Source organism: Acinetobacter sp. NRRL B-65365 (assembly GCF_001605865.1).
GTDB classification, from domain to species: Bacteria; Pseudomonadota; Gammaproteobacteria; order Pseudomonadales; family Moraxellaceae; genus Acinetobacter; species Acinetobacter vivianii.
The window spans coordinates 11,491-37,615 of the sequence record NZ_LRPD01000045.1 but is presented as its reverse complement, the minus strand read 5'-3'; the positions used below and the strand labels follow the sequence as shown (position 1 = coordinate 37,615).

General features: G+C 40.3%; 26 protein-coding genes and 2 riboswitches. Of the genes, 15 read left to right on the top strand and 11 right to left on the bottom strand.

Translation table 11 applies throughout. The features are described from left to right. Positions 1-187 precede the first annotated feature (187 nt). Entirely contained in the window at positions 188-670 is a 483-nt protein-coding gene (locus tag AWW72_RS15155) for a winged helix-turn-helix transcriptional regulator (RefSeq protein ID WP_004771974.1), read from the top strand. Between the two features lie 78 nt (positions 671-748). Here the strand turns inward: AWW72_RS15155 and AWW72_RS15150 are convergent, their stop codons facing one another. Beyond that, the gene (locus tag AWW72_RS15150) at positions 749-2,146 is read right to left on the bottom strand and encodes an aminotransferase-like domain-containing protein (protein WP_062847885.1); all 1,398 of its coding nucleotides are present in this window, start codon (positions 2,144-2,146) and stop codon (positions 749-751) included. A 122-nt stretch (positions 2,147-2,268) separates the two neighbouring features. Between AWW72_RS15150 and AWW72_RS15145 the strand changes: the two genes are divergently transcribed. Beyond that, positions 2,269-3,132, top strand: coding sequence for a DMT family transporter (locus AWW72_RS15145; RefSeq protein ID WP_005257313.1), 864 nt, complete (start codon positions 2,269-2,271; stop codon positions 3,130-3,132). A 4-nt stretch (positions 3,133-3,136) separates the two neighbouring features. Here the strand turns inward: AWW72_RS15145 and AWW72_RS15140 are convergent, their stop codons facing one another. The 4 genes from AWW72_RS15140 to tusD are packed head-to-tail and all read right to left on the bottom strand — an operon-like array spanning position 3,137 to position 4,547. Beyond that, entirely contained in the window at positions 3,137-3,448 is a 312-nt protein-coding gene (locus AWW72_RS15140) for a TusE/DsrC/DsvC family sulfur relay protein (protein ID WP_062847884.1), read from the bottom strand. A 40-nt stretch (positions 3,449-3,488) separates the two neighbouring features. Continuing rightward, on the bottom strand, positions 3,489-3,773 hold the full coding sequence (locus tag AWW72_RS15135; protein WP_062847883.1) for a hypothetical protein: 285 nt from the start codon (positions 3,771-3,773) through the stop codon (positions 3,489-3,491). A gap of 11 nt (positions 3,774-3,784) precedes the next feature. Then, positions 3,785-4,135 (bottom strand): hypothetical protein, encoded by a 351-nt coding sequence (locus AWW72_RS15130; protein WP_005257317.1) that lies wholly within the window; start codon positions 4,133-4,135, stop codon positions 3,785-3,787. Between the two features lie 43 nt (positions 4,136-4,178). Continuing rightward, on the bottom strand, positions 4,179-4,547 hold the full coding sequence (gene tusD, locus AWW72_RS15125) for a sulfurtransferase complex subunit TusD (RefSeq protein ID WP_005257318.1): 369 nt from the start codon (positions 4,545-4,547) through the stop codon (positions 4,179-4,181). 67 nt (positions 4,548-4,614) lie between these two features. Here tusD and AWW72_RS15120 point away from each other — a divergent pair, with 67 nt between their 5' ends. The 4 genes from AWW72_RS15120 (at position 4,615) to AWW72_RS15105 (ending at position 9,395) form a co-directional block, all read left to right on the top strand. Beyond that, positions 4,615-5,622: an NAD-dependent epimerase/dehydratase family protein gene (locus AWW72_RS15120; RefSeq protein ID WP_005257319.1), complete on the top strand. Its 1,008-nt coding sequence runs from the start codon at positions 4,615-4,617 to the stop codon at positions 5,620-5,622. 115 nt (positions 5,623-5,737) lie between these two features. Beyond that, on the top strand, positions 5,738-7,132 hold the full coding sequence (gene fumC / locus AWW72_RS15115) for a class II fumarate hydratase (protein ID WP_062847882.1): 1,395 nt from the start codon (positions 5,738-5,740) through the stop codon (positions 7,130-7,132). Between the two features lie 120 nt (positions 7,133-7,252). Beyond that, positions 7,253-7,744 carry a hypothetical protein gene (locus tag AWW72_RS15110; protein ID WP_004771986.1) on the top strand — a complete coding sequence of 164 codons (492 nt, stop codon included), beginning with the start codon at positions 7,253-7,255 and terminating at the stop codon, positions 7,742-7,744. A gap of 137 nt (positions 7,745-7,881) precedes the next feature. Then, positions 7,882-7,971, top strand: a riboswitch (glycine riboswitch). Between the two features lies 1 nt (position 7,972). After that, positions 7,973-8,114: riboswitch (glycine riboswitch) on the top strand. A 36-nt stretch (positions 8,115-8,150) separates the two neighbouring features. Further along, complete coding sequence (locus AWW72_RS15105; protein WP_062847881.1) at positions 8,151-9,395, top strand: D-amino acid dehydrogenase; 1,245 nt, start codon at positions 8,151-8,153, stop codon at positions 9,393-9,395. Positions 9,396-9,441: 46 nt separating this feature from the next. On the opposite strand, the gene AWW72_RS15100 is transcribed toward AWW72_RS15105, so the two are convergent. Beyond that, entirely contained in the window at positions 9,442-10,089 is a 648-nt protein-coding gene (locus tag AWW72_RS15100; protein ID WP_062847880.1) for an A1S_1983 family putative colistin resistance protein, read from the bottom strand. A 98-nt stretch (positions 10,090-10,187) separates the two neighbouring features. Here AWW72_RS15100 and ispF point away from each other — a divergent pair, with 98 nt between their 5' ends. Continuing rightward, entirely contained in the window at positions 10,188-10,679 is a 492-nt protein-coding gene (ispF, locus tag AWW72_RS15095) for a 2-C-methyl-D-erythritol 2,4-cyclodiphosphate synthase (protein ID WP_062847879.1), read from the top strand. Positions 10,680-11,253: 574 nt separating this feature from the next. Here ispF and AWW72_RS15085 read toward each other — a convergent pair. The 5 genes from AWW72_RS15085 to glnL form a co-directional block, all read right to left on the bottom strand. Further along, on the bottom strand, positions 11,254-11,778 hold the full coding sequence (locus AWW72_RS15085; RefSeq protein WP_004771994.1) for a protein tyrosine phosphatase family protein: 525 nt from the start codon (positions 11,776-11,778) through the stop codon (positions 11,254-11,256). 143 nt (positions 11,779-11,921) lie between these two features. Further along, on the bottom strand, positions 11,922-12,842 hold the full coding sequence (argF, locus tag AWW72_RS15080; RefSeq protein WP_004771995.1) for an ornithine carbamoyltransferase: 921 nt from the start codon (positions 12,840-12,842) through the stop codon (positions 11,922-11,924). Between the two features lie 112 nt (positions 12,843-12,954). Further along, positions 12,955-13,596, bottom strand: coding sequence for a TetR/AcrR family transcriptional regulator (locus AWW72_RS15075; protein ID WP_004771996.1), 642 nt, complete (start codon positions 13,594-13,596; stop codon positions 12,955-12,957). A 138-nt stretch (positions 13,597-13,734) separates the two neighbouring features. Beyond that, positions 13,735-15,228, bottom strand: coding sequence for a nitrogen regulation protein NR(I) (gene glnG, locus AWW72_RS15070; RefSeq protein ID WP_004771997.1), 1,494 nt, complete (start codon positions 15,226-15,228; stop codon positions 13,735-13,737). Then, on the bottom strand, positions 15,215-16,324 hold the full coding sequence (gene glnL / locus AWW72_RS15065; protein ID WP_004771998.1) for a nitrogen regulation protein NR(II): 1,110 nt from the start codon (positions 16,322-16,324) through the stop codon (positions 15,215-15,217). The genes glnG and glnL overlap by 14 nt, the downstream gene beginning before the upstream one ends. 328 nt (positions 16,325-16,652) lie before the next feature. Here glnL and rimO point away from each other — a divergent pair, with 328 nt between their 5' ends. From rimO to bamA, 8 genes are all read left to right on the top strand, one after another. Next, a complete protein-coding gene (gene rimO / locus AWW72_RS15060) occupies positions 16,653-17,996 on the top strand; it encodes a 30S ribosomal protein S12 methylthiotransferase RimO (RefSeq protein ID WP_005230215.1) in 1,344 nt (447 codons plus the stop codon). 52 nt (positions 17,997-18,048) lie between these two features. Then, positions 18,049-18,777 carry a UMP kinase gene (gene pyrH / locus AWW72_RS15055; RefSeq protein WP_004772000.1) on the top strand — a complete coding sequence of 243 codons (729 nt, stop codon included), beginning with the start codon at positions 18,049-18,051 and terminating at the stop codon, positions 18,775-18,777. A 77-nt stretch (positions 18,778-18,854) separates the two neighbouring features. Beyond that, positions 18,855-19,409: a ribosome recycling factor gene (frr, locus tag AWW72_RS15050; protein ID WP_004653307.1), complete on the top strand. Its 555-nt coding sequence runs from the start codon at positions 18,855-18,857 to the stop codon at positions 19,407-19,409. A gap of 5 nt (positions 19,410-19,414) precedes the next feature. Beyond that, positions 19,415-20,164 carry a polyprenyl diphosphate synthase gene (gene uppS, locus AWW72_RS15045; RefSeq protein ID WP_005257328.1) on the top strand — a complete coding sequence of 250 codons (750 nt, stop codon included), beginning with the start codon at positions 19,415-19,417 and terminating at the stop codon, positions 20,162-20,164. 2 nt (positions 20,165-20,166) lie between these two features. Next, on the top strand, positions 20,167-20,991 hold the full coding sequence (locus AWW72_RS15040; protein WP_004772005.1) for a phosphatidate cytidylyltransferase: 825 nt from the start codon (positions 20,167-20,169) through the stop codon (positions 20,989-20,991). Next, positions 20,992-22,197 (top strand): 1-deoxy-D-xylulose-5-phosphate reductoisomerase, encoded by a 1,206-nt coding sequence (gene ispC, locus AWW72_RS15035; protein ID WP_062847877.1) that lies wholly within the window; start codon positions 20,992-20,994, stop codon positions 22,195-22,197. Next, positions 22,194-23,549 carry an RIP metalloprotease RseP gene (rseP, locus tag AWW72_RS15030; protein WP_004772007.1) on the top strand — a complete coding sequence of 452 codons (1,356 nt, stop codon included), beginning with the start codon at positions 22,194-22,196 and terminating at the stop codon, positions 23,547-23,549. The genes ispC and rseP overlap by 4 nt, the downstream gene beginning before the upstream one ends. Positions 23,550-23,583: 34 nt before the next feature. Beyond that, on the top strand, positions 23,584-26,112 hold the full coding sequence (bamA, locus tag AWW72_RS15025) for an outer membrane protein assembly factor BamA (protein ID WP_062847876.1): 2,529 nt from the start codon (positions 23,584-23,586) through the stop codon (positions 26,110-26,112). Positions 26,113-26,125: the final 13 nt, after the last annotated feature.

The following is a 26,125-nucleotide window of genomic DNA, read 5'->3' as shown; positions in this document are numbered from 1 at the left end:
TTAGTGTATATTTTATATTGCTTGGTTAGGGGCTGTTGACATTTCGTCCATGCATTATGTTATTGGTTAAAACGACTTAAACAAGGCATGAAATGCAGGCAATGGCGACCCCCTTGGCAAATTTCGACGGTTCAAGACATAGATTCCATGTCTGCAAAAACTTTAAAAAAATGATTAGGTGATAATAATGAAATGGGAAGAAATTGGCGATCAGCCATGTTCAGTGGCTCGGACGCTTTCAGTATTAGGTGATCGTTGGACAATGCTCATCTTACGCAACGCATTTATGGGTGTACGCCGTTTTGATGACTTTCAACGTAGTCTTGGCTTAACCCGTCATGTCCTTTCAGAACGTTTAAAGCGTTTGGTCGAGCACGAGATTTTAATGAAAGTGCCTTATGTTGACCGTCAGGAACGTTTTGAGTATCAACTGACCGAAAAAGGTTTAGATCTGTATCCGATCCTTCTGGCGATGGTGCAATGGGCGGATAAATGGATGGATATGGGATTGGGCAAGCCAATCGAATTTACGCATAAAACCTGTGGCAAGAAAATCAGTCCTAAAGTGATTTGTTCAGATTGTAATGAACCTATCCATGTTAAAGATGTACGTGTTGCTGCGGGGCCCGGTTATTTTGCATTTATCGAGCAAAAACAAAAAAGTGCTTGATGTGGAGTGAGTAAAATTCCAGTCATGGATTATTTTATCGGCTAAAAGGCCATGAAATGATCATTTCCTTATTAGGTTTTAAAGATTTTGATGTGCTATTTCCTGTTGAATTGCATGCGATAGCACCTCGAACACTTTTGGATCTTGGCATTGTGCTACATTAAAACGAATAAAATTTTTAAAATTCTGACTTTGGCTAAAGGCATTGCCGGGCGCCAGAATAACGCCTTGTTCCAGACAATATTGAGCGATTCGTGCCGTATCAAAATGCTCTGCTAACTCACACCATAAAAATAAACCTGCCTGAGGTTTCACCCACGGTGTAATTCCCATTTTTTCTAATTTTTTAACCGTGACGTCCATAGCTTTTGCCAAATCTATTTTGAGTTCATCGAGATATTTACGATAACTGCCATCCGTTAAGGCTGAAAATAAAATTTCCGAGGAAAGATTATTACCACCGAAACTGGTTGCAATTTTGATATCAGTTAAATCCTCAATCCATTCTGGTTTGGTTGCAATATAACCTGTCCGGACTGCACCCGATAAGGTTTTAGAAAAACTGCCAATATGAATAACGCGAGACAGGCCATCCAGTGCTGCAAGGCGTGGCACCGTATGAAGTTCCAGATCTGCAAAAATATCATCTTCAATCACAATCAGGTTTGACTGCTCAACCAGTTTTAATACCTGATAGGCTCTGGATGCGGTTAATACTGCGCCAGTCGGATTGTGGATTCCTGAATTGGTAATGTATAAGCGGGGATTATGCTTGTGAATCGCTTCCGCAAATGCCTCAATATCTGGCCCAGTATGTGTGTAAGGCACACCAATAATTTGAATTTGGTGAACTTTGAGTAAGGCGTGAAAATTAAAATAACACGGATCATCGACCAGCACGACATCATTCGGTTTCAGAAAATAGCGGCAAATTAAATCAATGGCTTGAGTTCCAGAATCCGTCAATAAAATCTGATTCGGAACTGCTTCAATGCCTTTTGCTAAGATCTTACGAGAAAGTAATTCACGCAAGGGCGCTAAACCGAGCGGCGTTGAATAATCAGTGAGAATACTTGAATTGGCTTTGGAGACTTTGCGAATTGCTTTACGTATATTTTCATGGGGCATCCAGTCATCTGGTAACCAGCCACATCCGGGTTTTAATACCCCTTGTTTTGCTTCTAGAGCTTGTCTCGAAATCCAGAGGGGATCAATATTGCGGTCAATTTTAGGATGAATTTCCGAGATAGATAATGGCGCAATCGGGCCTGCGACAAAGAAGCCTGAACCTGTTTTTGCTTCGATCAGGCCTTGTGCTGCTAGACGTTCATACGCTTCTACAATCGTGGAAATAGACAGATTTAAAAGGCCTGCCAATGCACGAACGGAAGGAAGCCGAGAGCCAGGCACTAAAGAGCGGTTTTTAATCTGTTCATGAATATGCTGTATCACAAAATCGATTTTTGTACTTTTCATGTGTTTATGCCTGACCGTATTGGACTTTATACCAGTACAGTTATTTAAAATTGTACTGCATTGTGTATGGTGCATTCACCATAGCACAGTTTAAATTCTGCATATAGATCTGGAGAATTTAAATGAAGTCTTTAAGCAGTGGCTGGATAAATGGATTCATTGGCGTGGTTATTTTTGCGGGTTCTTTACCAGCCACCCGTGTTGCGGTGATGGATTTTAGTCCGACCTTTTTAACCGCAGCAAGAGCCGCGATAGCAGGACTTTTAGGCTTGGCATTGGTTTTATTATCACGTCAGAAGTTACCCCAGAAAAAAGACTGGCTGTCCTTATTTTACGTTGCCATCGGGGTGGTGATTGGATTTCCGCTTTTTACTGCCTTGGCGCTTCAATATGTAAGTGCTGCACATACCATTGTGTTTGTTGGGCTATTGCCATTGGCGACTGCGATTTTTGGGGTATTACGAGGGGGTGAACGGCCTAATCTGGTGTTTTGGTTATTTGCGATATTAGGTGGCGCACTGGTTTTTGGTTTTATGTTGATCCAGACAGGAACATGGTCATTTAATTATGGCGACCTGTTTATGTTATTGGCGATATTGCTTTGTGGTTTTGGCTACGCAGAAGGTGGGCAGCTTTCGAAACATTTGGGTGGTTGGCAAGTGATTTGCTGGGCACTGATTTTAACCTTGCCGATTATGCTTCTGGTTTCTTATCTCTATATGCCGGTGAGTTTTGACCAGATCTCGATTTCTGCCAAGCTGGGTTTAGCTTATGTTTCATTGTTCAGTATGCTGATCGGTTTCTTTTTCTGGTACAAGGGTTTGGCGCAAGGTGGAATAGCCACTGTAGGCCAATTACAACTCCTGCAACCGATATTTGGACTAATCATTGCAGCGGTACTTCTGCATGAGCAGGTCAGTATCGCAATGTTTGCGGTAACGGTTGCAGTCATTGCATGTGTGGCGTGTGCAAAGAAATTTGCGTGAACTCTTATAAACAGTTTGCAGGTTTGGGTACGCCCGCTAAGCGACTTAAATGACGAGCGACCAGACCTGTATTAAATCGTTGCTGTAACTCGGCATTATTAATCTCAGGACTGACAGTTTTCATTAAAAACTTAATCAGTGGGCGGGTTGCTGGCGAATGTCCAAACTGCTGATAAAACTGGCGCACTGCATGAAGTACATCAAAATGCCAATCGGTAAGTTCTAAGTCCAGCGTCTTCGCCAGTTCCTGAGCAACATCAGGATTCCAGATGGTGTAATCGACCAGATGACCGTCTTGATCTAACTCTAATTGCATAAATAGCCTAAGTAAATTTTAAATAAATCGAATCAAAGCATTATTTTAACGTGATACAACGTTCAAATTGTAAAACTAAATCTGCAAATGCTGCGTAATCAATGGATTTAACCTGTTCCTGATCTTCCTTACTCAGCATCTCCTGTTCATTCGCTAAGCAGTAAAGATGAGGATAGTGGCTAAAAACTGAAGATGGAATAGACAACGTCGCATCACCCATAATAACGATATGATCATCAGATTGTGCCATTTGTACCAACTGTTCCCAGATTTTATCGAGATTGCTATAAGGCGATTGGATTAAAAATAAAACACTATTTTTCATTGTGAAATACCTTACCAATACAAGACATGATCAAATGAGCGGATGAGTTCAGGGGTAATCTCGATAAATTCAATTTCCTGATCGGTATTCTTTATGATGTTAAGTTGTTGATTTTTAGTCTCAACCAAGATTGGAGTCAAATCATAGAACTCAAAACTGTCCACCATATTGGCTGCAATTTTAAAGGCATGTTTTAGCTGGTCAAATTCTATTTTATTGTCCAATAAACTCAAGGCAGCGTCTCTTAATAATACTTTGACAGAAATACCAAAGGTTGCTAAAACCATAGTGGCAGACAGACTTTCATTGGTCTGCAAATTCGTTAAATTAGGCTGCGTTAGGATGACAAGTACAGATTTCACACAATTTACCTTTTTAAAGCAACACTCTATTAAAGAACTTAAATTAAAATTGAATTAAACGAGAACAGCTTTGCACTGCATCAGCCAGCTCTCCAAGCCCAACCAGCTCAAAACCTTGTGCCAAGTTGTGATGTTGAAGCGAATGACGTTGTGCATTGCTTGCATCAGTGATTCCCCGAGCAAGGGCAGCACTGACACAGACAGGGAGTCGAATGCCCAGCTTTTGCCATTCTTGTTTCAGGTTGCGTTGATCATCAGGAAACCACTGTAAATCGTTCGCAACATGAACAGCGTCTTGGTAAAAGAAAACACGAAATTCTTCATGCTTATTTTGTAATGCTTGCGCTAAACCCAATGCATGCCATGCGATCACAGAAGTTGGTGAGGAAGTAATTAACAGTAGTGTACTCATTGAACATTCACTATGGTCATAGTAGGCAAAATGATGATGGACAGATTAAAAAGAAGGTAAGTATACAATGATTTTGGTGACAGGTGGTTTAGGCTTTATCGGTTCACATATTGCTTTGAGTTTATTGGCTCATGGGCAAGAGATTGTCATTGTTGATAACCTGGCTAACTCAACTTTACAAACTTTGGAACGTTTGGAATATATTTCAGGCATGTATATTCCTTTTGCAAAACTAGATGTACGTAATACGCCTGCTTTAAATAAAGTATTTGAACAATATTCAATTGATACCGTTATTCATACAGCAAGCTTTAAGTCGCTTGAAGAATCGGCCCTAAAACCGCTCGAATATTATAATGATAATGTCAGTAGCATTATGAGCTTGTTACGTGCTATGCAACGAATGGGCGTGAGACAATTATTAAACCTGTCCAGTCTGGCGGTGTATGGCAAGTCGGATACCGCACTCTCTGAAGATACGGTCTTTAACTACGGTTATGCCAATCCTTATATCCGCTCGCAGCAAATGGTAGAAGACATTATTGCCGATACTTATAAAGTTGATCCTGAGTGGAAGATAGTCAATCTACGTTTATCTAATATTGTTGGCGCATTCGAGCATGGCGTTCTAGGTGAGTATGTTACTCAGCTCCCTAAAAATATTGTGCCTTTAGCATTGCAAGTTGCAGCGATGCAACGTGATTGTATTGAACTGCAAAATCAGGCTCAGACCAAAGATGGCACGGTGGAGCGTAGTTTCTTACATGTTCTGGATGCTTGTGATGCCATTTTAATGACCTTGAATTGGCTAAAAACGCAATCTGGATGTCTGGAGTCATTTAATATTGCCCATCAGCAACTGACCTCTATTCAAAGTTTATTGGATGAGATTTCAAAGGTGACGCAGGCCGAAGTTCGCGTTCAGCCTGCAATCTATCAACATGAGGAATTAGCTCAGCTTGGTGCAAATATAGATAAAGCACAGCGTATTTTAAACTGGACACCGAAACGGCCTTTAGCACAAATGATTGAAGATGAATGGCGTTTTTATCTGAATACCTTAAAAGGCAATTAAGATAATGATTCTTATTTACATATTTAGCTGGTTTGATTAGGATATCCACAACCAGCCAAAGCATTAGCTTGCTTCAGCCCGTGAAAATTTTAACCAAATAGAGCAGAGGTTGTTTATGCAAATGCGAATTGAACACGACACCATGGGTGAAATCGAGGTTCCGAATGAAGCCTTATGGGGTGCGCAAACGCAAAGAAGTTTACAGAACTTTAAAATTGGTCAGGAGCGCTTACCACGCCCGATGATTCGTGCAATGGGCTTAGTAAAAAAAGCTGCTGCGATCACCAATGCTGAATTAAAACAACTTCCTGAAGATTTAAGTCAATATATAGTTGGTGCTGCCGAAGAAGTGATTGCTGGACAATGGGATTCACAATTTCCCTTGGTGGTTTGGCAAACAGGTTCTGGTACGCAAAGTAACATGAACTGTAATGAAGTTATTGCAAACATTGCCAACCAGAAACTAGGTCAGGCATTAGGCGCGCAAAAACCTGTGCATCCAAATGATCACGTTAACCGCGCTCAATCTACCAATGATTCGTTCCCGACTGCAATTCATGTTGCAGCAAGTCTTCAAATCAATGAACTACTCATTCCTGCTGTTGAAAAGCTGAAAAATACCTTACAGCGTAAATCAGAAGAATTTGATGACATTGTTAAAATTGGCCGTACCCATTTACAAGATGCAACGCCTTTAACTTTGGGACAAGAGTTTAGTGGGTATGTATCACAACTGGAACATGGTTTAAAACGATTACAACAGGCTTTGGCTGGACTGTACGAATTGCCTTTGGGTGGTACAGCGGTTGGAACGGGCTTAAATGCTCATCCTGATTATGCGGTGAAAGCTGCTGAGCAATTAGCTGAATTAACTGGCCTGCCATTTGTGACTGCGCCAAATAAGTTTGAAGCTTTGGCAGGTCGTGATGCAGCAGTATTTGCATCGGGTGCCTTGAAAACCTTGGCTGCAAGTTTAAATAAAATTGCCAATGATATTCGCTGGTTGGCAAGTGGGCCACGCTGTGGTTTTGGTGAAATCCGTATTCCTGAGAATGAACCTGGTTCGAGTATCATGCCGGGTAAGGTCAATCCAACTCAGAGTGAAGCGATGACCATGGTGGTGGCTCAAGTTTTAGGGAATGACACAACGATTAACGTGGCGGGTGCATCAGGAAACTTTGAGCTGAATGTGTTTATGCCAGTGATTGCTTATAATTTATTGCAATCCATTCAGTTGCTTGGTGATGCATGTAATAGTTTTAATGACCATTGTGCGGTCGGTATTGAACCGAATCGCGACAAGATTGATCACTTCTTACATAATTCATTGATGTTGGTGACAGCACTGAATCCTGTGATCGGCTATGAAAACTCTGCTAAAGTTGCGAAAACAGCTTACAAGGAAAATAAAACCTTGAAACAGGTGGCTGTGGAGTTAGGTTTAGTGACAGCAGAGCAATTTGATGAAGTGGTTAAACCTGAAAATATGGTTTCGCCAAATAGCAAATAAAAATATTTAATCAGTAAGATAAAAAATCCTTCTGCTTATAGAAGGATTTTTTATGAGAGTAGTTTTTATAAAGTGAACTGCGTACAATACACTTTTGATTGACCAAACTGTTGCTTCATTATGCTCTCTATTTATTTAACAGATACTAAAACCAACATTCAGTTCTCTGATTTACCCAATGAAAATCCTGTTAAGTTTCTGTTGAATTTAAAGAAAATTTTTCCAAGTACGGCTGATTTACTGTTACCTGTATTGCCAGAAGACAATAATCTGGAAAATGTAACTTGGGAAGCAACCTCAAAAGATTTTGAAGTATTTAAAAAGTTACTGGAAGGCTGGGGCGTGATTGAGCTTCGTTTAAGTGCGATTACGACTTATAAAGATAAGAACTTTGCCAACGAGCTGGTTAAAAAAGCACAAGTTAAGCGTAAGCAGATTGCACAGGCACAACCTCAATTATCCTTGATTGCCTTGGACTATGTGTTAATGCATGAGATTCATGCCTTGATTGATGCTGAACTGGTGATGATTGGTGAAAAATTCTATTTACCAACATTGCGTGAACTTTGGAAAGGTCAATTCTCCGAGCAAATTTTGCAATGTAAATTCTAAGATTTAAAAGCAGACATCGAGTCTGCTTTTTTATGCTCGATAAATAAGTACATACGTATAAATCTTGATCTACAAACATTTACAAGATTTTAGTGTGCGTATTTTGGAACGGCATATATATTGCTTATAAGGATATAAATATTATTGCGGGAGAGAAGTTCTTCAATGAACTCGCCGAAGGAGCAACGACCCCGGAAACTCTCAGGCAGAAGGACTGTAATAATAGACATAAAATCTGGAGAGCAGTGCTCAATTTGTAGGAACACAGGACATTTTTCTTCTACGATAAACACTCACCGAAGGGGAAGGCTTAATGATTAATTGGTAATCATCTGCCGAAACTCTCAGGTACCATGACAGATGGGGCTAAGCATTATGAAATGTTATGCATTTCAAGGAGTTTGCTATGCCACATGTTGTTGTTATTGGTGCGGGGATTACGGGTGTAACGTCTGCTTATGAATTAATTAAACTGGGCTATGAAGTGACGGTGATCGATCGTCATCTTTTTCCAGCAATGGAGACTTCGTTTGCCAATGGCGGACAATTATCTGCTTGTAATGCAGAAGTCTGGAACCAGAAAGCCACGGTGCTGAAAGGCATTAAGTGGATGAGTAAGAAAGATGCACCATTGCTGCTCAACCCATCCTTTAGTGCGCATAAATATCGCTGGTTAATTGAATTTTTAACGCATATTAAAAACTATAAAGCCAATACCATTGAAACCGTGCGTTTGGCATTGTTGGCTCGACAACGTCTATTTGAAGTTGCTGAAAAAGAAAGTCTTTCTTTTGATTTGGAAAAACGTGGCATTTTACATATGTATCACACCAGAGAAGACTATGAGATTGCCAAAAGAGTCAACGATGTACTGGTTGAAGGCAAACTTGAGCGGAATGCAATTACGCCTGAGGAAATGAAAGCAATTGAACCGACCTTAACAGGCGAATATTTTGGTGGTTATTACACTGCTGGGGATGCAACGGGGGATATCCATAAATATTCTGTGGGGTTAGCAGAAAGAACTCAGCAATATGGGGCAAAATATTGTTTTGGTCTGGATGTGGTTGATGTTCAGTTCAATCAAGACAAAGCAATTGTTCATTGCAAAAACAGCTCGGAAAATGTGAACCCAACTGCGGATGGTATAACGGAAATTATTGCAGATGTGGTGCTGGTTTGTGGTGGAGTCGGCAGTTATCAATTGGCTGATATGTTGGGGGATAGTGTAAATGTGTATCCAGTCAAAGGTTATTCGATCACTGTCCAGCTTAAAGATGAGCGTAGTGTAAATAATGCGCCGTGGGTCAGTTTGCTGGATGAGAGTGCAAAAATTGTAACCTCTCGTCTAGGTGCAGATCGTTTACGTATTGCGGGAACGGCTGAGTTTAATGGTTATAATCGGGATATTCGTGCTGACCGGATTCAACCTTTAATTAACTGGGTCAACCAGAATTTCGATATTTCGACTGAACATGTGGTGCCGTGGGCAGGATTACGTCCAATGATGCCGAATATGCTGCCTGTGGTAAAACAAGGTAAGCAAGCACGAGTCTTTTATAATACGGGGCATGGACATCTAGGCTGGACTTTATCTGCTGCAACGGCAGTGTTGATTAGTCAGGAAATTGCGCAAAAATTCCCAAGCTGAAACAATAAAGCCGATGTTAGAACATCGGCTTTACTTTACTGAAGCTTTAATCGTACAGACGATAAATCCCTGTAAAACGCTCACAACCTTTCTGCTCTGATTTGACAATCAAAAGTGCTTTCTGAAAATCAAACTGATATTGGCATTTTTTTTCATTATCAATGATCTGATTTTTTTGCTCAGGGGTGCTGTAAGCAAGCAATGACATGGTTTGAGTTTCTAGACGATTGTTGGGATTGCGGTAAGCGATCCCTTCAATTTTTAACTTGTCTTTATCGAGCTGATGAATTTGCAGATGAACAGGTTGAGATGAGATTTTGCCCTGTTCATATTTTAGGTAATGTTGGGTCAAAGTCTGGTTCATTGACGTGTAAAAGTTCAGGTCATCCAGACGCGCTTCAAATTGCTGCTGAAAACAGGTTTTGGTTTTACATTGCTGTATCTGGTTGAGCCACTGTGTCTGCGTATCATGTAACAATTGTAAAGGCGCATCCGTCACCAGATACGCTGTTAAAAACTTGCTATTCAGCTTTTGACGCTGTTCTTTATATTGCTTGGTGCATATTTTTTGTGCTTCCAAAGCGGTGCTGCTGCAGTCAATAGATTCCGCATAGGCAAATGTTGAGCAAAAACAACCCAATGTGATGATATAACCAGATTTCTTTAATTGATTTCTTACAGTGTTAAACAGCATAATCACTTATACTTTCAGTCTAATTTGCTCAACGTACTATAGCGAAATAGAAAGCCTGAATACAAGATTAGTTCGGTATATTGTAAAAGGAAAATCATATGGTTGCTCAAATTCGTATTGGACAAGGGATTGATGTACATGCATTTGAAGATGGTGACTTTGTTACTTTAGCTGGCGTCAAAATTCCACATACGCATGGTTTAAAAGCACATTCGGATGGCGATGTGGTCTTGCATGCACTGAGTGATGCATTATTGGGTACTTTGGCGCTGGGTGATATTGGACAGCATTTTCCAGATACAGATCCAGAATATAAAGGTGCAGACAGTCGTTTGTTGCTAAAACATGTATACCAGTTGATTTTAGATCGTGGTTATCAGCTGAATAATGCGGATATTACCGTAGCGTGTGAACGTCCAAAACTGGCTAAACATAATTTGGAAATGCGCCAAAGTATTGCCGATGTATTAGATGTGGATGTGACTCAAATTAGCATTAAAGCCACAACGACAGAGAAGCTTGGTTTTACAGGTCGTCAAGAAGGAATTCTGGCAACTGCAACCGTATTGGTTTCACATCAAGCAAAATAATGTGAAATTAGTAATTTTCATTTGATATAAGATGAATTTTTCAAGTTTTAAAAGTAATTTTTTTAGATGTAAAAAGTGGTAAAAGAGGGAAAAATTTAATTCTGGGTTTAGTTTGTATCGTTTCTATTACTGGTTGTACTACAGCAACGACTATAGAGAAAGCTTCAACAGTACAAATTAATAAGTTTTTTAAACCAGAGTATCAGTCAAAAACAGATGAGCGAAATGCAAGTCTAGTGATATTAAGAGATAAGGGTGTTTGGGGTAGTGCTTGCAATTTTATTGTATCTATTGATAACAAAAAAATTCTAACGATTAAATCAAATCAACAGGCGATGATCTATGTTAAGCCTCAATCTACATCGATTGAAGTCGAATTTTCGCCATCTGGCTTTTGTCCATATGCAAGAGTAACAGAAGAGTTAAATTTAGTTCCTAATGGCTCTACCAAATTTAGAATTAGATCATCTGGTTCTATGAATAATGCATTACAACTAATTAAAGTTGATAATTAGTAACTAACATCTTATATAAACACACATCTAAATCTTGATGCGTGTTTATATAATTTCTATCAAGCAAAATGATTGGTATTGATGAGTGACTGCTCTAATTCTTGTGTTGCTTTACGGCCTTGCAGCTGTAGAGTAATACTATGAATTAAACCCGTCCATGTTTCATTCGGTTCCCAGATCTGATGTAGTAATTCTTGTGCAGTCGGTAGATCCATATTGAGATAAAACTGACGATATAAGTACATTAAGCTACTTACACGTGTATTCTCAGTGCAATGTAGCCAAACGATCTCGTTTTGAACCAAATGGTCAATTAAATCTAAAATTAATAAACATTGCTCAGAACAAGGTACGTCCCAATCAATTGGAATGTGAATATAATTCAGACCTAAATCCAGACAGATTTGATCCTGATTCGCTAAATAGCGCTCTGATTTGCTGGTCGCAAGGTTAATGACCGTACTGCAACCATATTCCTTAATCTGTTGTAATTGCTCGGCTGTTGGTTGAGCTGAGCTAAACAGATGCTCATGCACCAAAGAAAAACTTGGTATTTGAGATAATGCTTGTTCGAGTGAAGTCATAACGTCCGCTGTGTGTTGAGTGAGGTTCTCATATGATGAGAAACTTATTCTAAAGGGCTTAGCTTACTATAAGTGTTTTTATTTCAGTGTTCAATTTAAAGCGCACAAATAAAAACAGCATCAAAAGATGCTGTTTTTATTACTTAATCTTTCTTAAGATTCTCATTGAGTAAGAATTCCATCAATGCTTTCTGAGCATGCAGGCGATTTTCAGCTTCATCCCAAACCACAGCATTTTTATGGTCAAGCATGTTTTCTGAAATTTCTTCACCACGGTGTGCTGGTAAGCAGTGCATGAAGAGGCAATCAGGATGCGCCAAGTCCATGAGTTTTTCATTAACCTGAAAATCTGAGAAGGCTTTCTCACGTAGCTTCTGTTCTTCTTCCTGTCCCATGCTTGCCCATACATCAGTGACGATCAGGTCGGCATTGACAGCGGCATCTTCTGCTTTATTGAATACTTCTGCGCAATCCGCAAATTCAGCTAAAAACTCAGGTTTTGGCTCATAGCCTTCTGGTGAAGCAATTTTAAGTTTAAAGCCCATCATATGTGCAGCTTCAATATATGAGTTACACATATTGTTGCCATCACCAATCCATGCAACCGTTTTGCCTTCGATGCTACCGCGGTGTTCCTGAAAAGTTTGTAAGTCAGCAAGTAGCTGGCAAGGGTGGTGATCATCGGTCAGACCGTTGATGACTGGAACTTTTGAATATGATGCAAAACGTTCGACGATGTCATGTCCGAAAGTACGGATCATCACGATATCCAGCATACTTGAAATAACACGAGCTGAGTCTTCAATTGGCTCACCACGTCCTAATTGTGTATCACGTGGAGAAAGGAAGATCGCGCTACCACCGAATTGGCAAATACCCGCTTCAAAAGAAATACGTGTACGTGTACTCGATTTCTCGAAAATCATTCCTAAAACTTTACCTGCAAACGGTTGATACAGCGTATGACTATGTTGCATGCGTTTGAGTTCTTGTGCACGATCTAAAATGCGTTGCAGTTCTAGTGTGGATAGGTCACGTAAAGTTAGGAAATGCCGAAGCGCCATAGCTACTCCCACAATAATTATTGAGAAAAATCAATAATTAATTGTTGTTTGACGAGTGGTGGATAAAAAAGAATTGACTACTATACTATAGGTTCAAGAAAATGCAAAAGAATTAGACCTTTTGATGAGCCTTTAAAAACAAGTCTACAGAATAGTTAATATAATCAATGATTTCGATGTCGTTTTCTGGCACATCTAACCCCATAAGATTGCGCCATTCGACATCTCTTAGCGTACCAAAATACATCATTGCAGAAAATTTAGGTTGAGCACAGAAAATTTCATTGTTGTTATGTGCATGCTCAAGTGCATAGGCAATGGTGTTTTGAATATTGAGCGCGCATTGATTATAGAAATAATGAGCGAGCTGGATATCTTTTTGTGATTGTTCAGTAAACATGCGCATAAAAGCAATATTTTCAGGCTGAATAATATGCTGATAAAAACGATGCAGTGTCTGGGTCAGGTAGGCTCTTAAATCAGTTTTTTCTGGAACATAAGGCAAACATACCCCTTGAAAGAAAACTTCCCGACGATAATCACAAATTGCAGTAAACAGACCTTCTTTATTGCCAAAATATTTATAAATAGAGGTTTTTGAACCACCCGCATGATTGACAATATCATCCAGAGAAACCGCTTCATAACCTTTCTCAAGAAATAAATCGGTTGCGCACAATAATAGGGCAAGGCGACGTTCATGTCCTCGACGGGTTTGCGGTTTACTACAGCTTGGATAACAAAGATCGGTCATTATTTACTTTTGGGATGTTGGGGTGTTACTAGTATAACAAAAACCATATCTATTGTATGACTATGAAATTTAGGTGTGTTTCAAAAGATCTCAAAATGTTAAAAAAGCGAGTCATTTCGACTCGCTTTTTGGTGTTATTTAAGCAGAGCGGCTTTCTTCCTCTTCATCGTCATCTGTCGAGTCCATGCCCAGTTCTTTCAATTTCCGAGTCAGGGTATTTCGGCCCCAACCTAAAAGTTCAGCTGCGTGACGCTTACGGCCGCGCGTTTGTTGTAGGGCCGCATTAATCAGCGTACGTTCAAACATTGGGGTAGCGATATCAAGAATCTTCATTTCGCCATTTTTAAGTTTCTGGATTGCCCATTGACCTAATAGCTCATCCCAATGATGAACTGCGATACGCTCAACTAAAGCAGGACTGGTATTTGATGCTGCTTGACTATCACTTGTCTTTTGGACAGAGGCTTGCTTCAGTTCAGCAGGTAGGTCTTCAGGATAAACTTCACGTCCCGTGATCATCACTGTTAACCAGCGACAAGTATTCTCTAATTGACGAACATTTCCGGGCCAAGGGAGCTGCTGCATATAATCAGTGGTTTCAGTACGTAAGATTTTTGGACTGACACCAAGTTCTTTGCCTGCACGTGCTAAGAAATGCTGTGCCAGCATTGGGATGTCTTCGCTACGGTGAGACAGTTTTGGAATGTGAATTCGAATCACATTCAAACGATGATAAAGGTCTTCACGAAAACGGCCTTCATTGACTAATTTCTCAAGATCTTGATGGGTTGCCGCAACGATACGTACATCGACCTTAACGGGAATATGCCCACCCACACGATAGAATTCACCATCGGCCAGAACACGTAGCAAACGTGTTTGGGTTTCAAAGGGCATATCACCGATTTCATCAAGGAATAAAGTACCGCCATTGGCTTGTTCAAAACGACCCTGATGTTGCGTATTTGCACCTGTAAAAGCACCTTTTTCATGACCAAATAATTCGGTTTCGATCAGGTCTTTTGGAATCGCCGCCATATTCAGCGCAATAAAAGGTTTGGCGCGTCGAGGTGAATGCTTGTGTAAGGCGTGAGCAACTAACTCTTTACCTGTGCCCGATTCACCATTAATCAATACGGTAATATGCGATTGTGACAAGCGACCGATGGCTCGGAAAACTTCCTGCATCGCAGGCGATTCACCGATGATTTCAGTCGACTGTAATGGAGAAGCTGCTTTGGTGGCTTCTTGTTGCTGTAACTTATTAATATGCAAAATTGCACGATTAACCAGCGCTAATGCTTCATCAATATCAAAAGGCTTCGGTAAATATTCAAATGCACCTGTTTGATAACTTGAGACAGCAGACTCTAAATCTGAGTGTGCGGTCATAATAATGACAGGTAAGTCAGGATGAGTATTCTTCACTTTAGAAAGAAAAGTTAAGCCATCAATCCCAGGCATACGAATGTCCGTCAGAATGACATCTGGTGCATCCTCATGTAAGCGTTCAAGCGCAGTTTGGGCTTCTTCAAAGTTGGTGACATCGAAACCTTCCTCTTTAAAGGTTTTTTCCAGTACCCAACGCATGGCACGATCGTCATCTATTACCCAAATTTTATTTCGTGACATGGTTTAACTCCCAAGGTAGATATAAGCTAAATACGGTTTTTCCTGGAACTGATTGACATTCAATCATTCCGTTATGTTGATGCATAATATTTTGAGCAATACTGAGTCCCAGTCCTGTACCTTTGGCGCGTCCTGTGACTAAAGGATAGAAAACTGATTCCAGAATACTTTCAGGAACGCCGGGGCCATTGTCTTCAATATCAATACGCACGGTTGATCGATTGAGGACGCCGTTAATCGTGACTAGACGCTGGATGCGGGTTCTCAACACCAGCTCTGGTTCTGAGTCAGTAAAAAAGTCTTTATTTTCGGTCATGGCCTGTACAGCATTGACACTAATGTTGAGCATGACCTGAATCAGTTGATCGCGGTCTGCCATGACATCGGGTAAGGAAAGGTCATAATCGCGGGTAATCTTGATTTTCTTTTTTGTCTGGTTGGCAATCAGCGAGCGAACACGTTCCAGTGGTTCATGTACATTGACATGTTCATAGCTCGGTAATTGACGTGAGCCGAGCATCGTATCCGCCAGATTGGTCAAACGATCGACTTCACTAATAATAATGTCGGTAAATTCACCATAACGATCATCATTTAAACTACGTGCCAGTAATTGAGTCGCACCACGAATACCTGCTAACGGGTTTTTAATTTCATGTGCAACACCACGCACTAACTGGCGAGCCACTTGATGCTGTTGAACCAGATTTTCTTCTTTTGAAATTTTCAACATACGGTCAATCGGGTTGAGTTCAATCAATAAAAGAGGGTGATAGCTTTTGCCCGCATTCAGTTGAGAAGCGGTATAGTCGACATGAATCGCTTTAAAGTTAACATTAATGACCGCTTCGCGACGGGTGTAGTGTTGTCCACTTTCCAAAGTGTTTAATAAAGCTTCATGTGTGTTGAATGTGTCGTCGTGTGCATGTAACAAGTTAAGAACAGGCTGACCCGATGCACGCAGCAAACTGATATCAAATAATGCTTCACAAGCAGAATTTAAATAAAAAATATTAAGCTGACTATCGACCAGTAAAATGGCAGTGCTCAAATTATCTACTAAGAGCCGATAGTCGATAATGTTCTGTTGATCCATTTGTGAATCATCCTGTTTTAAAATGGCGCAATAAATATAAATTTTAATGAATAGCCATTAACTTCTAAAATGTACTTTATGCAAAATACAAGCCAACTTTGTATTAATGAAATTTCAACAACTTAATTCTAAAAAAAGGGATTTATGCAGTATTTTTCACATACATGCAGTGATTTCAATAAATTATTATGTTCCAAAATAGTGCGCTTGTGGATTTTATTTAAAATTTTGGTCGTATTTTGGTGCATTACACAAAGAGATGGCTTTGCAGCTATGCGTAAGCCAAGAAAAGTCATACAATACGCCGATTCAAGTGGAGCGCAGATTCATGAAGACCCCCAAAGTCGGTTTTGTATCTTTAGGTTGTCCTAAGGCATTGGTAGATTCTGAACGAATTTTAACTCAGTTAAAGACTGAAGGTTATCAAGTTGCATCAGATTATGATGGTGCGGATCTGGTAGTTGTAAATACCTGTGGTTTTATTGAATCTGCAGTACAAGAGTCTTTAGATGCGATTGGCGAAGCCATGAGCGAAAATGGCCGAGTCATCGTTACAGGCTGTTTAGGTAAAGATGAAGACAAAATTCGCCAGATGCACCCAAATGTTCTTAAAGTTACAGGTGCAGCAGCCTATCAAGATGTAATGGAAGCAGTACATGAATATGTACCAGCACCGCCAAAACACAACCCATTTATTGACTTAGTCCCTGAGCAAGGTGTTCGTTTAACACCGAAGCATTATGCTTATTTAAAAATCTCGGAAGGCTGTAATCATCGTTGTACATTCTGCATTATCCCAAGTATGCGTGGCGACCTTGTGTCTCGTCCGGTCGGAAAAGTGCTGGATGAAGCCGCTGCATTAAAACGTGCTGGTGTAAAAGAAATTCTGGTCATTTCTCAGGATACCTCTGCTTATGGTGTAGACACCAAATATAAGCTGGATTTCTGGAATGGTCAGCCTGTTAAAACCAAATTCTATGACATGTGTGAAGCCCTCGGTCAGTTAGGTATCTGGGTGCGTTTACATTACGTTTATCCATATCCACATGTTGATGCTGCGATTGATTTGATGGCGCAGGGCAAAATCCTGCCATATTTAGATATTCCTTTTCAGCATGCCAGTCCGCGCATCTTAAAATTGATGAAGCGACCAGCGCATAGTGAAAATACCTTAGAGCGCCTTAAATTGTGGCGTGAAAAATGCCCTGAATTGGTAATTCGTTCAACATTCGTGGTGGGTTTCCCTGGTGAAACTGAAGAAGATTTCCAAATTTTGCTGGAATGGTTAAAAGAAGCGCAGTTAGATCGTGTCGGCTGCTTTACCTATTCACCAGTTGAAGGTGCAACTGCAAACGATCTTCCTGATCATGTGCCAGAAGAGATCAAACAAGAGCGTTATGAACGCTTCATGGAAGTGCAGCAAGCCATTTCAGCAGCAAAACTACAAAAGCGTATTGGTCAGAAAATGACTGTGCTAGTTGATAGTCTGGAAGATGAATTCCCAGTTGCTGTTGCCCGTTCTTATGCAGATGCGCCAGAAATTGATGGCAACGTTTTTGTTGAAGATATCGATAAGAGCGTGATTAAAGCAGGTGATTTGCTTGAAGTCGAAATTACCGATGCAGATGAATACGATTTATTTGCAAAGTTAATCCAGATTAAATCTGCTTGATGTTGAATTAAATTTAAGAAAATTTTGAGATTGGTCGGTTTGGAGTAAAAGTATGTCAGCTTCTAAAAATCCACGTTATGCACGAATTTTGCTAAAGCTTTCTGGTGAAGCTTTGGCAGGTAATAAAGATATGGGTATCGATGCCCAAGTATTAGATCAAATGTCACTTTCAATTGCTCACTTGGTAGGTTTGGGTGTGCAAGTGGGTATCGTTGTTGGCGGTGGTAACTTATACCGCGGTAGCCAGCTACAGAAAGATGGTCTGGTTGGACGTGTAACAGGCGACCAGATGGGCATGTTGGCGACTGTGATGAACGGTTTGGCAATGCGTGATGCATTGGTGCGCCGTAATATCAAAACACGCTTAATGTCAGCATTGTCGATTGGTACGGTTGTTGAACCATACTCAAGCCGCGATGCGATCCGTCACTTAAGCCAAGGCGAAGTGTGTGTCTTTGTTGCTGGTACAGGTAACCCATTCTTTACTACAGATACCGCAGCTTGCTTGCGTGGTATCGAAATCGAAGCGAACCTGATCTTGAAAGCGACCAAAGTTGATGGCGTTTATAACAAAGATCCAAGCAAATACGATGATGCGGTTAAATATGACAATTTAACTTTCGATCAAGTGCTTGATGAAAAGCTTGGCGTGATGGATCTTACGGCAATTTGTTTATGTCGTGACCACAATGTGCCATTACAAGTTTTTGATATGAACAAATCTGGTGCATTACTTTCTGTGGTAATGGGCGAAAAAGAGGGTACTCACGTTACGAATTAATGTACGTGAGCCATAAAGCTCTTTATACTAATGTTTAAATATTTTGTAATACCTAATGAATAAGTAAGGAAGATCATATGATTAACGATCTCAAACAAGATAGCGAACAGCGCATGCAGAAGTCGCTTGACTCTTTAGAGTTGGGCTTTGCCAAAGTTCGTACAGGTCGTGCGCACCCATCTATTTTAAATGGTGTGATGGTTTCTTACTACGGCTCTGATGTTCCGTTGAATCAAGTTGCAAATATCGGGCTTGAAGATTCACGTACGCTGTTGGTTCAACCATTTGAACGTTCAATGGTTGCTGCGATCGATAAAGCGATTCGTGAAGCAGGTTTGGGCTTGAACCCTATTACTGCTGATGCAATCCGTGTACCAATGGCTGCGTTAACAGAAGAAACTCGTCGTGATATGCAAAAAGTTGCACGTGCTGAAGCTGAAAATGCCAAAGTTGCGATTCGTAACATTCGTCGCGATGTATTAGGTGATCTCAAAGCATTATTGAAAGAAAAAGAAATTTCTGAAGATGATGATCGTCGTGCATCAGATGATATTCAGAAAATCACTGATAAATATGTTGCAGAGGTTGATAAACGTCTTGCAGCAAAAGAAGCAGAATTGATGAAGGTCTGATTTTTATGACCTCGCAAGAAGAACAGCTTCTTCCTCAACATGTTGCCATCATTATGGATGGCAACAATCGTTTTGCCAAAAAAAATCAAATGCAAAAAGGCGATGGGCATCGTGAAGGCAAAAATGTCTTGGATCCGATTGTCGAGCATTGCAAGAAAGTTGGCATTCGCGCTTTAACCGTTTTTGCATTTTCAAGCGAAAACTGGAACCGTCCCCAATACGAAGTTGATTTGTTAATGAAATTGTTGGAAGAAACAATTCATGAGCAACTGCCGCGTATGGAAAAGTTCAATATTGCACTGCGTTTTATTGGTGACCGTTCTCGGTTGTCTAATGAATTGCGTGATTTGATGCAATATGCCGAGCAAAAAACAGCAGCCTATAGCTCTATGACACTGACCATTGCGATTAGTTATGGTGGAATGTGGGATATGGCGCAAGCTGCGAAAATGATTGCTCAGGATGCGCTTGCAGGAAAGCTTCAAGCAGATCAGATAAATGTTGATTTATTTGATAAATATGTCAGTCTAAATGATCTTCCTGCTGTTGATTTATTGATCCGTACAGGTGGGGATTATCGTTTGTCTAACTTCTTACTCTGGCAAGCTGCCTATGCAGAATTGTATTTTACCGATACTTTGTGGCCAGAATTTACCATAGAAGAGCTAGATCATGCCTTTCGTGTTTTTTCAGGACGTGAACGACGCTTTGGCAAGACATCAGAACAGATTCAACAAGCGAAAATAGAGAATTAATAATGTTAGAGCGGATTATTACCGCATTGGTGTTAGTTGCTGTTGTTTTAAGTTGCATGTTTGCAACGCAATCACATTATCCAATGTTTATGCTTATGATTTTAGCTGCAGGGGTTGCAGGCTACGAATGGTTTAAGCTTATGCCACGTAGTGTAACCGCTGTTTCAAAGCCGAAGGCTTGGGTATATGGTGGCTGTGTTGCAGCAGTATCAACACTTGCATTATTTTTTGATGATGTTGCTCTTTTACTTTGGGCAGCATCGATTCTCACATGGTTGGGAAGCATCTATTGGGTCAAGAATTATCCTGAATCGGACAATTGGTACAATCCATCCCTCTATATCATCGGATTTATCCTGATTTCTGCTGCGGTAACTTCACTTTATGCCGTTTGGCATAGCTCACCGTGGTGGCTGATGTATTTGTTCCTTCTGGTTTGGGGAGCGGATAGTGGTGCTTATTTTGTTGGTCGTAAGTTTGGTAAGAAAAAACTTGCACCTTCTGTTAGCCCGAATAAATCAGTGGAAGGTTTATATGGCGGTATTGCGACAACGGTCATCATTATGCTGGTTGTGCAATATTTCTATTTAAACTTAACCGCAATACAGCTAATCTTATTCTTAATTCTTTCGATCATTACTGTGTTTGCATCCGTGCTGGGTGACTTGTTTGAATCCATGATTAAGCGCCGTGCTGGAATTAAAGATTCTGGGCGTGTACTACCGGGACATGGTGGTGTGCTTGATCGTATTGATTCTTTACTTGCTGCTGCACCGATTTTTGCGACAGGTATGTATATATTAAAACTTATTGGTGTAGATCTTTAAATGACTCAAGCTGTTTGTATATTGGGTGTTACTGGTTCAATTGGTCAAAGTACTTTAAAAGTATTGGAACAACACCCAGACCAATACACCGTATTTGCAGTCTCTGCATATAGTCGTTTAGATGAACTTTTAGAAATTTGTAAAAAACATCATCCAAAAGTAGTTGTTGTGCCAAATGAAAAAGCATTTGAGTTACAACAACGCTTAAATCAAGAAAATTTAAAAAATATTGAAATCCTCACAGATGAGGCTGGCTTAATTGCAATTGCTGAGCATGCTGACGTTGATATCGTCATGGCGGCCATTGTAGGTGCGGCAGGTTTGTTACCCACGCTTGCGGCAGTAAAAGCAGGCAAGCGTGTTTTATTAGCCAACAAAGAATCATTAGTGATGTCGGGCGACATCATGATGCAGGCGGCACGCGAGCATAATGCATTATTGTTGCCAGTTGATTCTGAACATAATGCGATTTTCCAGTCTCTACCGCATGACTATCTCAATGCAGAAAGAACAGGACAGCCACAATTGGGCGTGTCTCGTATTTTGCTGACCGCATCAGGTGGGCCTTTTCTCAACCATTCCTTGGCACAACTGCATGATGTAACACCGCAACAGGCATGCAAGCATCCAAACTGGTCAATGGGACAAAAAATCTCGGTTGATTCGGCGACCTTAATGAATAAAGGTCTAGAATTGATCGAAGCTTGCCATTTGTTTTCAATATCAGAACATTTTGTTACAGTTGTTGTTCACCCACAAAGTATTATTCATTCCATGGTGCAATATGTGGATGGATCAACTTTGGCACAAATGGGTAACCCAGATATGTGTACGCCAATTGCGCATGCATTAGCTTGGCCTAAACGGTTGGCAACAGATGTTCCTGCACTTGATTTATTTGAGACTGCTCAATTGAATTTTCAGCAACCAGATATTGTTAAGTTCCCAGCATTGGACTTGGCACGTCAGGCAATGCGTGCAGGTGGTTTGGCACCTACAGTATTAAATGCAGCAAATGAAATTGCAGTTGCTGCGTTTTTGAAGCAAAAAATCCGATTCACCGAGATTCCTCAAGTGGTCGATCATACTTTGCAAGCTGTACAAAATGCTAAAGCAGAAAACATAGACATCATTTTACAGACTGATATGATCGCTAGACAGATTGCAGAAAAGTATATTGTGAGAAAAGGAGGCCAAATCGTATGAATGCACTATTTATGATTGTTGCAGCGATTTTATTGCTTGGTCCTCTGATCGCAATTCATGAATTTGGTCATTATTGGGTCGCGCGTAGATTAGGCGTTAAAGTTCTAGTTTATTCGATTGGTTTTGGGCCAACATTATTAAAATGGCAGTCTAAAAAATCAGGTATCCAATATCAGCTTTCTGCTTTGCCACTTGGTGGCTATGTCAAAATGCTGGATGAGCGCGAAGGTAATGTTGCAGAGCAAGATTTACCTTATGCATTTAACCGACAATCTCCGTGGAAACGTATTGCAATTGTTGCTGCGGGACCATTGATTAACCTGTTTTTTGCAGTTTTCCTGTTCTGGATTTTGTTCCTTCCTGCGCAAGAACAACTGAATACACGTATTGGCAAAGTGATGCCAAATACACCTGCTGCACAAGTTGACTTGAAAGTGGGTGACAAGATTATCAATGTTGACGGACAAACAACGCCAACATGGGAAAAATTGAATTACGCTTTGGTAAATCGTGTTGGTGAAACTGGGCAAGTCTCGATTATTGTTGATCGTGCGGGCACTGAAAAACAGTTTAGTTTACCGATTAAAGATTTCCTGAAAGATCAAAGTCAGTCTCCATTGGATGTATTGGGTTTCTTGCCTTACCGTCCAGTGATTCCTGCTAAAGTGAAAGAACTCAGTGCAGATGGTGCGGCAGTGCGTCAAGGCATGAAGGTGGGTGATCAGATCGTTGCAATTGATAATGTTGCAATGAAAGACTGGTTTGATGTGGTTGATGTGGTTCAAAGCTCTCCAGAAAAGTTGCTGAATATTGATGTATTGCGTGAAGGTCAGATTGTGCATTTGCAAGTCATGCCTCAAGGTCAACGCGACAATATGGGCAATACCACGGGTGTGCTTGGGGTGAAGAGTGATGCAGGTAAGATCACGATTCCAAACGAATACAAACAAACTATTCAATATTCACCGATTGAAGCTTTGGGTGTCGCGGTGGATAAGACCACTCAGCTCTCGGGCATGATTTTTAACTCTATTATCAAGATGGTGCGCGGTTTAATTGGACTGGATAACTTATCTGGCCCAATTACGATTGCGAAAGTGGCTGGTCAAAGTGCTGAAATGGGATGGCAAACGTTTATCTCCTTCATGGCTTTGATGAGTGTCAGCTTAGGGATTTTGAATTTATTACCGATTCCGATGCTTGATGGTGGTCACTTGGTGTATTACTTTATCGAAGCAATTCGTGGTAAACCTGTTTCTGAACAAATACAGATGTTTGGTCTAAAAGTTGGTATGGTACTGCTCGGTAGCATGATGCTTTTGGCTTTATTTAACGACTTCATGCGTTTATAACAACGCAAATGGAATTTAACTTACTGGAAAATATATGGGCATGCGTCACACACATTTATTAATGCCTTTGGCACTGGTTAGTGCGATGGCAGTGGTACAACAAGCATACGCTGCAGATGAGTTTCTTGCACAAGATATACGAATTGATGGCTTAGTGCGTTTAACACCTGCAAGTATCTATTCTATGTTACCAATAAATAGTGGCGATAGAGTAAGTGATCCTATGATTGCTGAGGCAATCCGTACTTTATATGCTTCAGGTTTATTTGATGACATCAAAACCTATAAAGAAAATAATGTTTTGGTCTTTAAAGTTGTTGAACGTCCAGTTATTTCAAAGCTGGAATTCAAAGGCAATAAACTGATTCCAAAAGAAGCCTTAGAGCAAGGCTTAAAGAAAATGGGTATTGCGGAAGGTGAAGTTTTCAAAAAATCTGCATTACAGATTATTGAAACTGAGCTTGAGCAACAATACACCCAGCAAGGTCGTTATGATGCTGATGTTTCGGTTGAAACAGTTGCACGTCCAAATAACCGTGTTGAATTAAAGCTAAACTTTAATGAGGGTACGGCTGCTAAAGTATTTGATATTAACATCATCGGTAATACAGTCTTTAGTGATAGCGATATCAAGCAAGCTTTCGCTGTGAAAGAGAGTGGCTGGGCATCTGTCGTTACCCGTAATGACCGCTATGCACGTGAAAAAATGGCTGCCAGTCTGGAAGCTTTACGTGCTTTGTACTTAAATAAAGGTTATATCAACTTTAATATTATCAATTCACAACTGAACATCAGTGAAGATAAAAAGCACATCTTTATCGAAGTTTCAGTAGATGAAGGTAGCCAGTTCAAGTTTGGTGAAACCAAATTCTTGGGTGATGCACTTTATAAACCAGAAGAGCTAACAGCGCTTAAGCTTTATAAAGATGGTGAAACTTATTCGCAAGAAAAAGTAAATGCAGTTAAACAACTTTTGCTTCGTAAATATGGTAATGCAGGTTATTACTACGCTGAAGTAAATGTTGTACCTGAAATCAACAATGAAACTGGCATTGTGAACCTGAATTATTATATCAATCCAGGTCAGCAAGTGACTGTACGTCGTATCAACTTCACAGGTAACAGTAAAACTGCAGATGAAGTTTTACGTCGTGAAATGCGTCAGATGGAAGGTGCATTAGCAAGTAACGAGAAAATCGATCTTTCTAAAGTTCGTTTAGAACGTACCGGTTTCTTTAAGACTGTTGATGTAAAACCTGTTCGCGTACCAAACTCTCCTGACGAAGTCGATTTAAACGTGAATGTTGAAGAGCAGCATTCTGGTACAACCACACTTGCTGTAGGTTACTCACAAAATGGTGGTGTAACTTTCCAGGCAGGTTTAAGTCAAACCAACTTTATGGGTACAGGTAATCGTGTAGCGATTGATTTGTCTCGTTCAGAAACTCAAGATTACTATAACTTAAGTGTGACGGATCCATACTTCACCATTGATGGCGTGAGTCGTGGTTATAACGTTTACTACCGTAAAACCAAGTTAAATAAAGACTATAACGTTAACAACTATGTGACGGATAGTATAGGTGGTAGTTTAAGTTTTGGTTATCCAATTGATGAAAATCAGAGTTTAAGTGCATCTTTAGGTATTGACCAGACTAAGGTTCGTACAGGTCCAAGCGTTTCAACTTATATTCGTGACTATTTAAAAGCGAATGGTGGTAAAGCGACAAATTCTGCTCAGCGTTGTTTAAGTGATGAATACGATAGAAATGAAGATGGTACATTAAAACTCGATGAAAATGGTTTGCCAATATGTATTGGCGGTTACGATACTTATGAGAGTGCTTTCGAAGGTACTTTCTTAACCTATATGTTAAATCTTGGTTGGTCTTATAACACACTCAATCGACCAATTTTCCCTACCTCGGGTATGTCTCATCGTGTGGGTCTAGAAATTGGTTTACCGGGTAGTGATGTTGACTATCAAAAGATGACTTATGATGCGCAAGCCTTTAAATCTTTAGGTGCCGGATTCGTACTTCGTGGTTATGGTAAATTAGGTTACGGTAACGATTTACCGTTCTATAAAAACTTCTATGCGGGTGGTTATGGTTCGGTACGTGGTTATGACAATAGTACTTTAGGACCAAAATATCCAAGTGTTATTTTCCAGGAAACTAATAAGAACGATCCAGATCCAGAGGAAGTTGGTGGTAATGCTTTAGTTCAGTTTGGTACAGAACTGGCTTTACCTTTACCATTCAAAGGCGACTGGACTCGTCAAGTTCGTCCAGTGTTGTTCGCAGAAGGCGCACAAGTATTTGATACTAAATGTGATGTCCCAACTGGAAAAATGCGCATGAATGGTGCGGATATCGATATCAAGCAATACTGTAATGACAACTACAAGTTTGATTTTGGCAATATGCGCTATAGCGTGGGTGTCGGCTTTACATGGATTACCATGATTGGTCCATTGTCACTTAGCTATGCATATCCGTTAAATGATAAGCCAGGCGATGATACTAAATCTATCCAATTCGAAATCGGTCGTACTTTCTAAGTACGGCCTTGCT

What these genes read in the sequence shown, in the direction of transcription:
- AWW72_RS15105 (WP_062847881.1), top strand. Translation starts at nt 8,151, where the DNA reads ATGCCACATGTTGTTGTTATTGGTGCGGGGATTACGGGTGTAACGTCT.
- pyrH (WP_004772000.1), top strand. Translation starts at nt 18,049, where the DNA reads ATGTCAGCTTCTAAAAATCCACGTTATGCACGAATTTTGCTAAAGCTT.
- AWW72_RS15145 (WP_005257313.1), top strand. Translation starts at nt 2,269, where the DNA reads ATGAAGTCTTTAAGCAGTGGCTGGATAAATGGATTCATTGGCGTGGTT.
- AWW72_RS15085 (WP_004771994.1), bottom strand. Translation starts at nt 11,778, where the DNA reads ATGACTTCACTCGAACAAGCATTATCTCAAATACCAAGTTTTTCTTTG.
- ispC (WP_062847877.1), top strand. Translation starts at nt 20,992, where the DNA reads ATGACTCAAGCTGTTTGTATATTGGGTGTTACTGGTTCAATTGGTCAA.
- rimO (WP_005230215.1), top strand. Translation starts at nt 16,653, where the DNA reads ATGAAGACCCCCAAAGTCGGTTTTGTATCTTTAGGTTGTCCTAAGGCA.
- bamA (WP_062847876.1), top strand. Translation starts at nt 23,584, where the DNA reads ATGGGCATGCGTCACACACATTTATTAATGCCTTTGGCACTGGTTAGT.
- argF (WP_004771995.1), bottom strand. Translation starts at nt 12,842, where the DNA reads ATGGCGCTTCGGCATTTCCTAACTTTACGTGACCTATCCACACTAGAA.
- fumC (WP_062847882.1), top strand. Translation starts at nt 5,738, where the DNA reads ATGCAAATGCGAATTGAACACGACACCATGGGTGAAATCGAGGTTCCG.
- AWW72_RS15100 (WP_062847880.1), bottom strand. Translation starts at nt 10,089, where the DNA reads ATGCTGTTTAACACTGTAAGAAATCAATTAAAGAAATCTGGTTATATC.
- uppS (WP_005257328.1), top strand. Translation starts at nt 19,415, where the DNA reads ATGACCTCGCAAGAAGAACAGCTTCTTCCTCAACATGTTGCCATCATT.
- AWW72_RS15110 (WP_004771986.1), top strand. Translation starts at nt 7,253, where the DNA reads ATGCTCTCTATTTATTTAACAGATACTAAAACCAACATTCAGTTCTCT.
- AWW72_RS15135 (WP_062847883.1), bottom strand. Translation starts at nt 3,773, where the DNA reads ATGAAAAATAGTGTTTTATTTTTAATCCAATCGCCTTATAGCAATCTC.
- AWW72_RS15150 (WP_062847885.1), bottom strand. Translation starts at nt 2,146, where the DNA reads ATGAAAAGTACAAAAATCGATTTTGTGATACAGCATATTCATGAACAG.
- rseP (WP_004772007.1), top strand. Translation starts at nt 22,194, where the DNA reads ATGAATGCACTATTTATGATTGTTGCAGCGATTTTATTGCTTGGTCCT.
- glnL (WP_004771998.1), bottom strand. Translation starts at nt 16,324, where the DNA reads ATGGATCAACAGAACATTATCGACTATCGGCTCTTAGTAGATAATTTG.
- AWW72_RS15120 (WP_005257319.1), top strand. Translation starts at nt 4,615, where the DNA reads ATGATTTTGGTGACAGGTGGTTTAGGCTTTATCGGTTCACATATTGCT.
- AWW72_RS15040 (WP_004772005.1), top strand. Translation starts at nt 20,167, where the DNA reads ATGTTAGAGCGGATTATTACCGCATTGGTGTTAGTTGCTGTTGTTTTA.
- tusD (WP_005257318.1), bottom strand. Translation starts at nt 4,547, where the DNA reads ATGAGTACACTACTGTTAATTACTTCCTCACCAACTTCTGTGATCGCA.
- AWW72_RS15140 (WP_062847884.1), bottom strand. Translation starts at nt 3,448, where the DNA reads ATGCAATTAGAGTTAGATCAAGACGGTCATCTGGTCGATTACACCATC.
- glnG (WP_004771997.1), bottom strand. Translation starts at nt 15,228, where the DNA reads ATGTCACGAAATAAAATTTGGGTAATAGATGACGATCGTGCCATGCGT.
- frr (WP_004653307.1), top strand. Translation starts at nt 18,855, where the DNA reads ATGATTAACGATCTCAAACAAGATAGCGAACAGCGCATGCAGAAGTCG.
- AWW72_RS15075 (WP_004771996.1), bottom strand. Translation starts at nt 13,596, where the DNA reads ATGACCGATCTTTGTTATCCAAGCTGTAGTAAACCGCAAACCCGTCGA.
- ispF (WP_062847879.1), top strand. Translation starts at nt 10,188, where the DNA reads ATGGTTGCTCAAATTCGTATTGGACAAGGGATTGATGTACATGCATTT.
- AWW72_RS15155 (WP_004771974.1), top strand. Translation starts at nt 188, where the DNA reads ATGAAATGGGAAGAAATTGGCGATCAGCCATGTTCAGTGGCTCGGACG.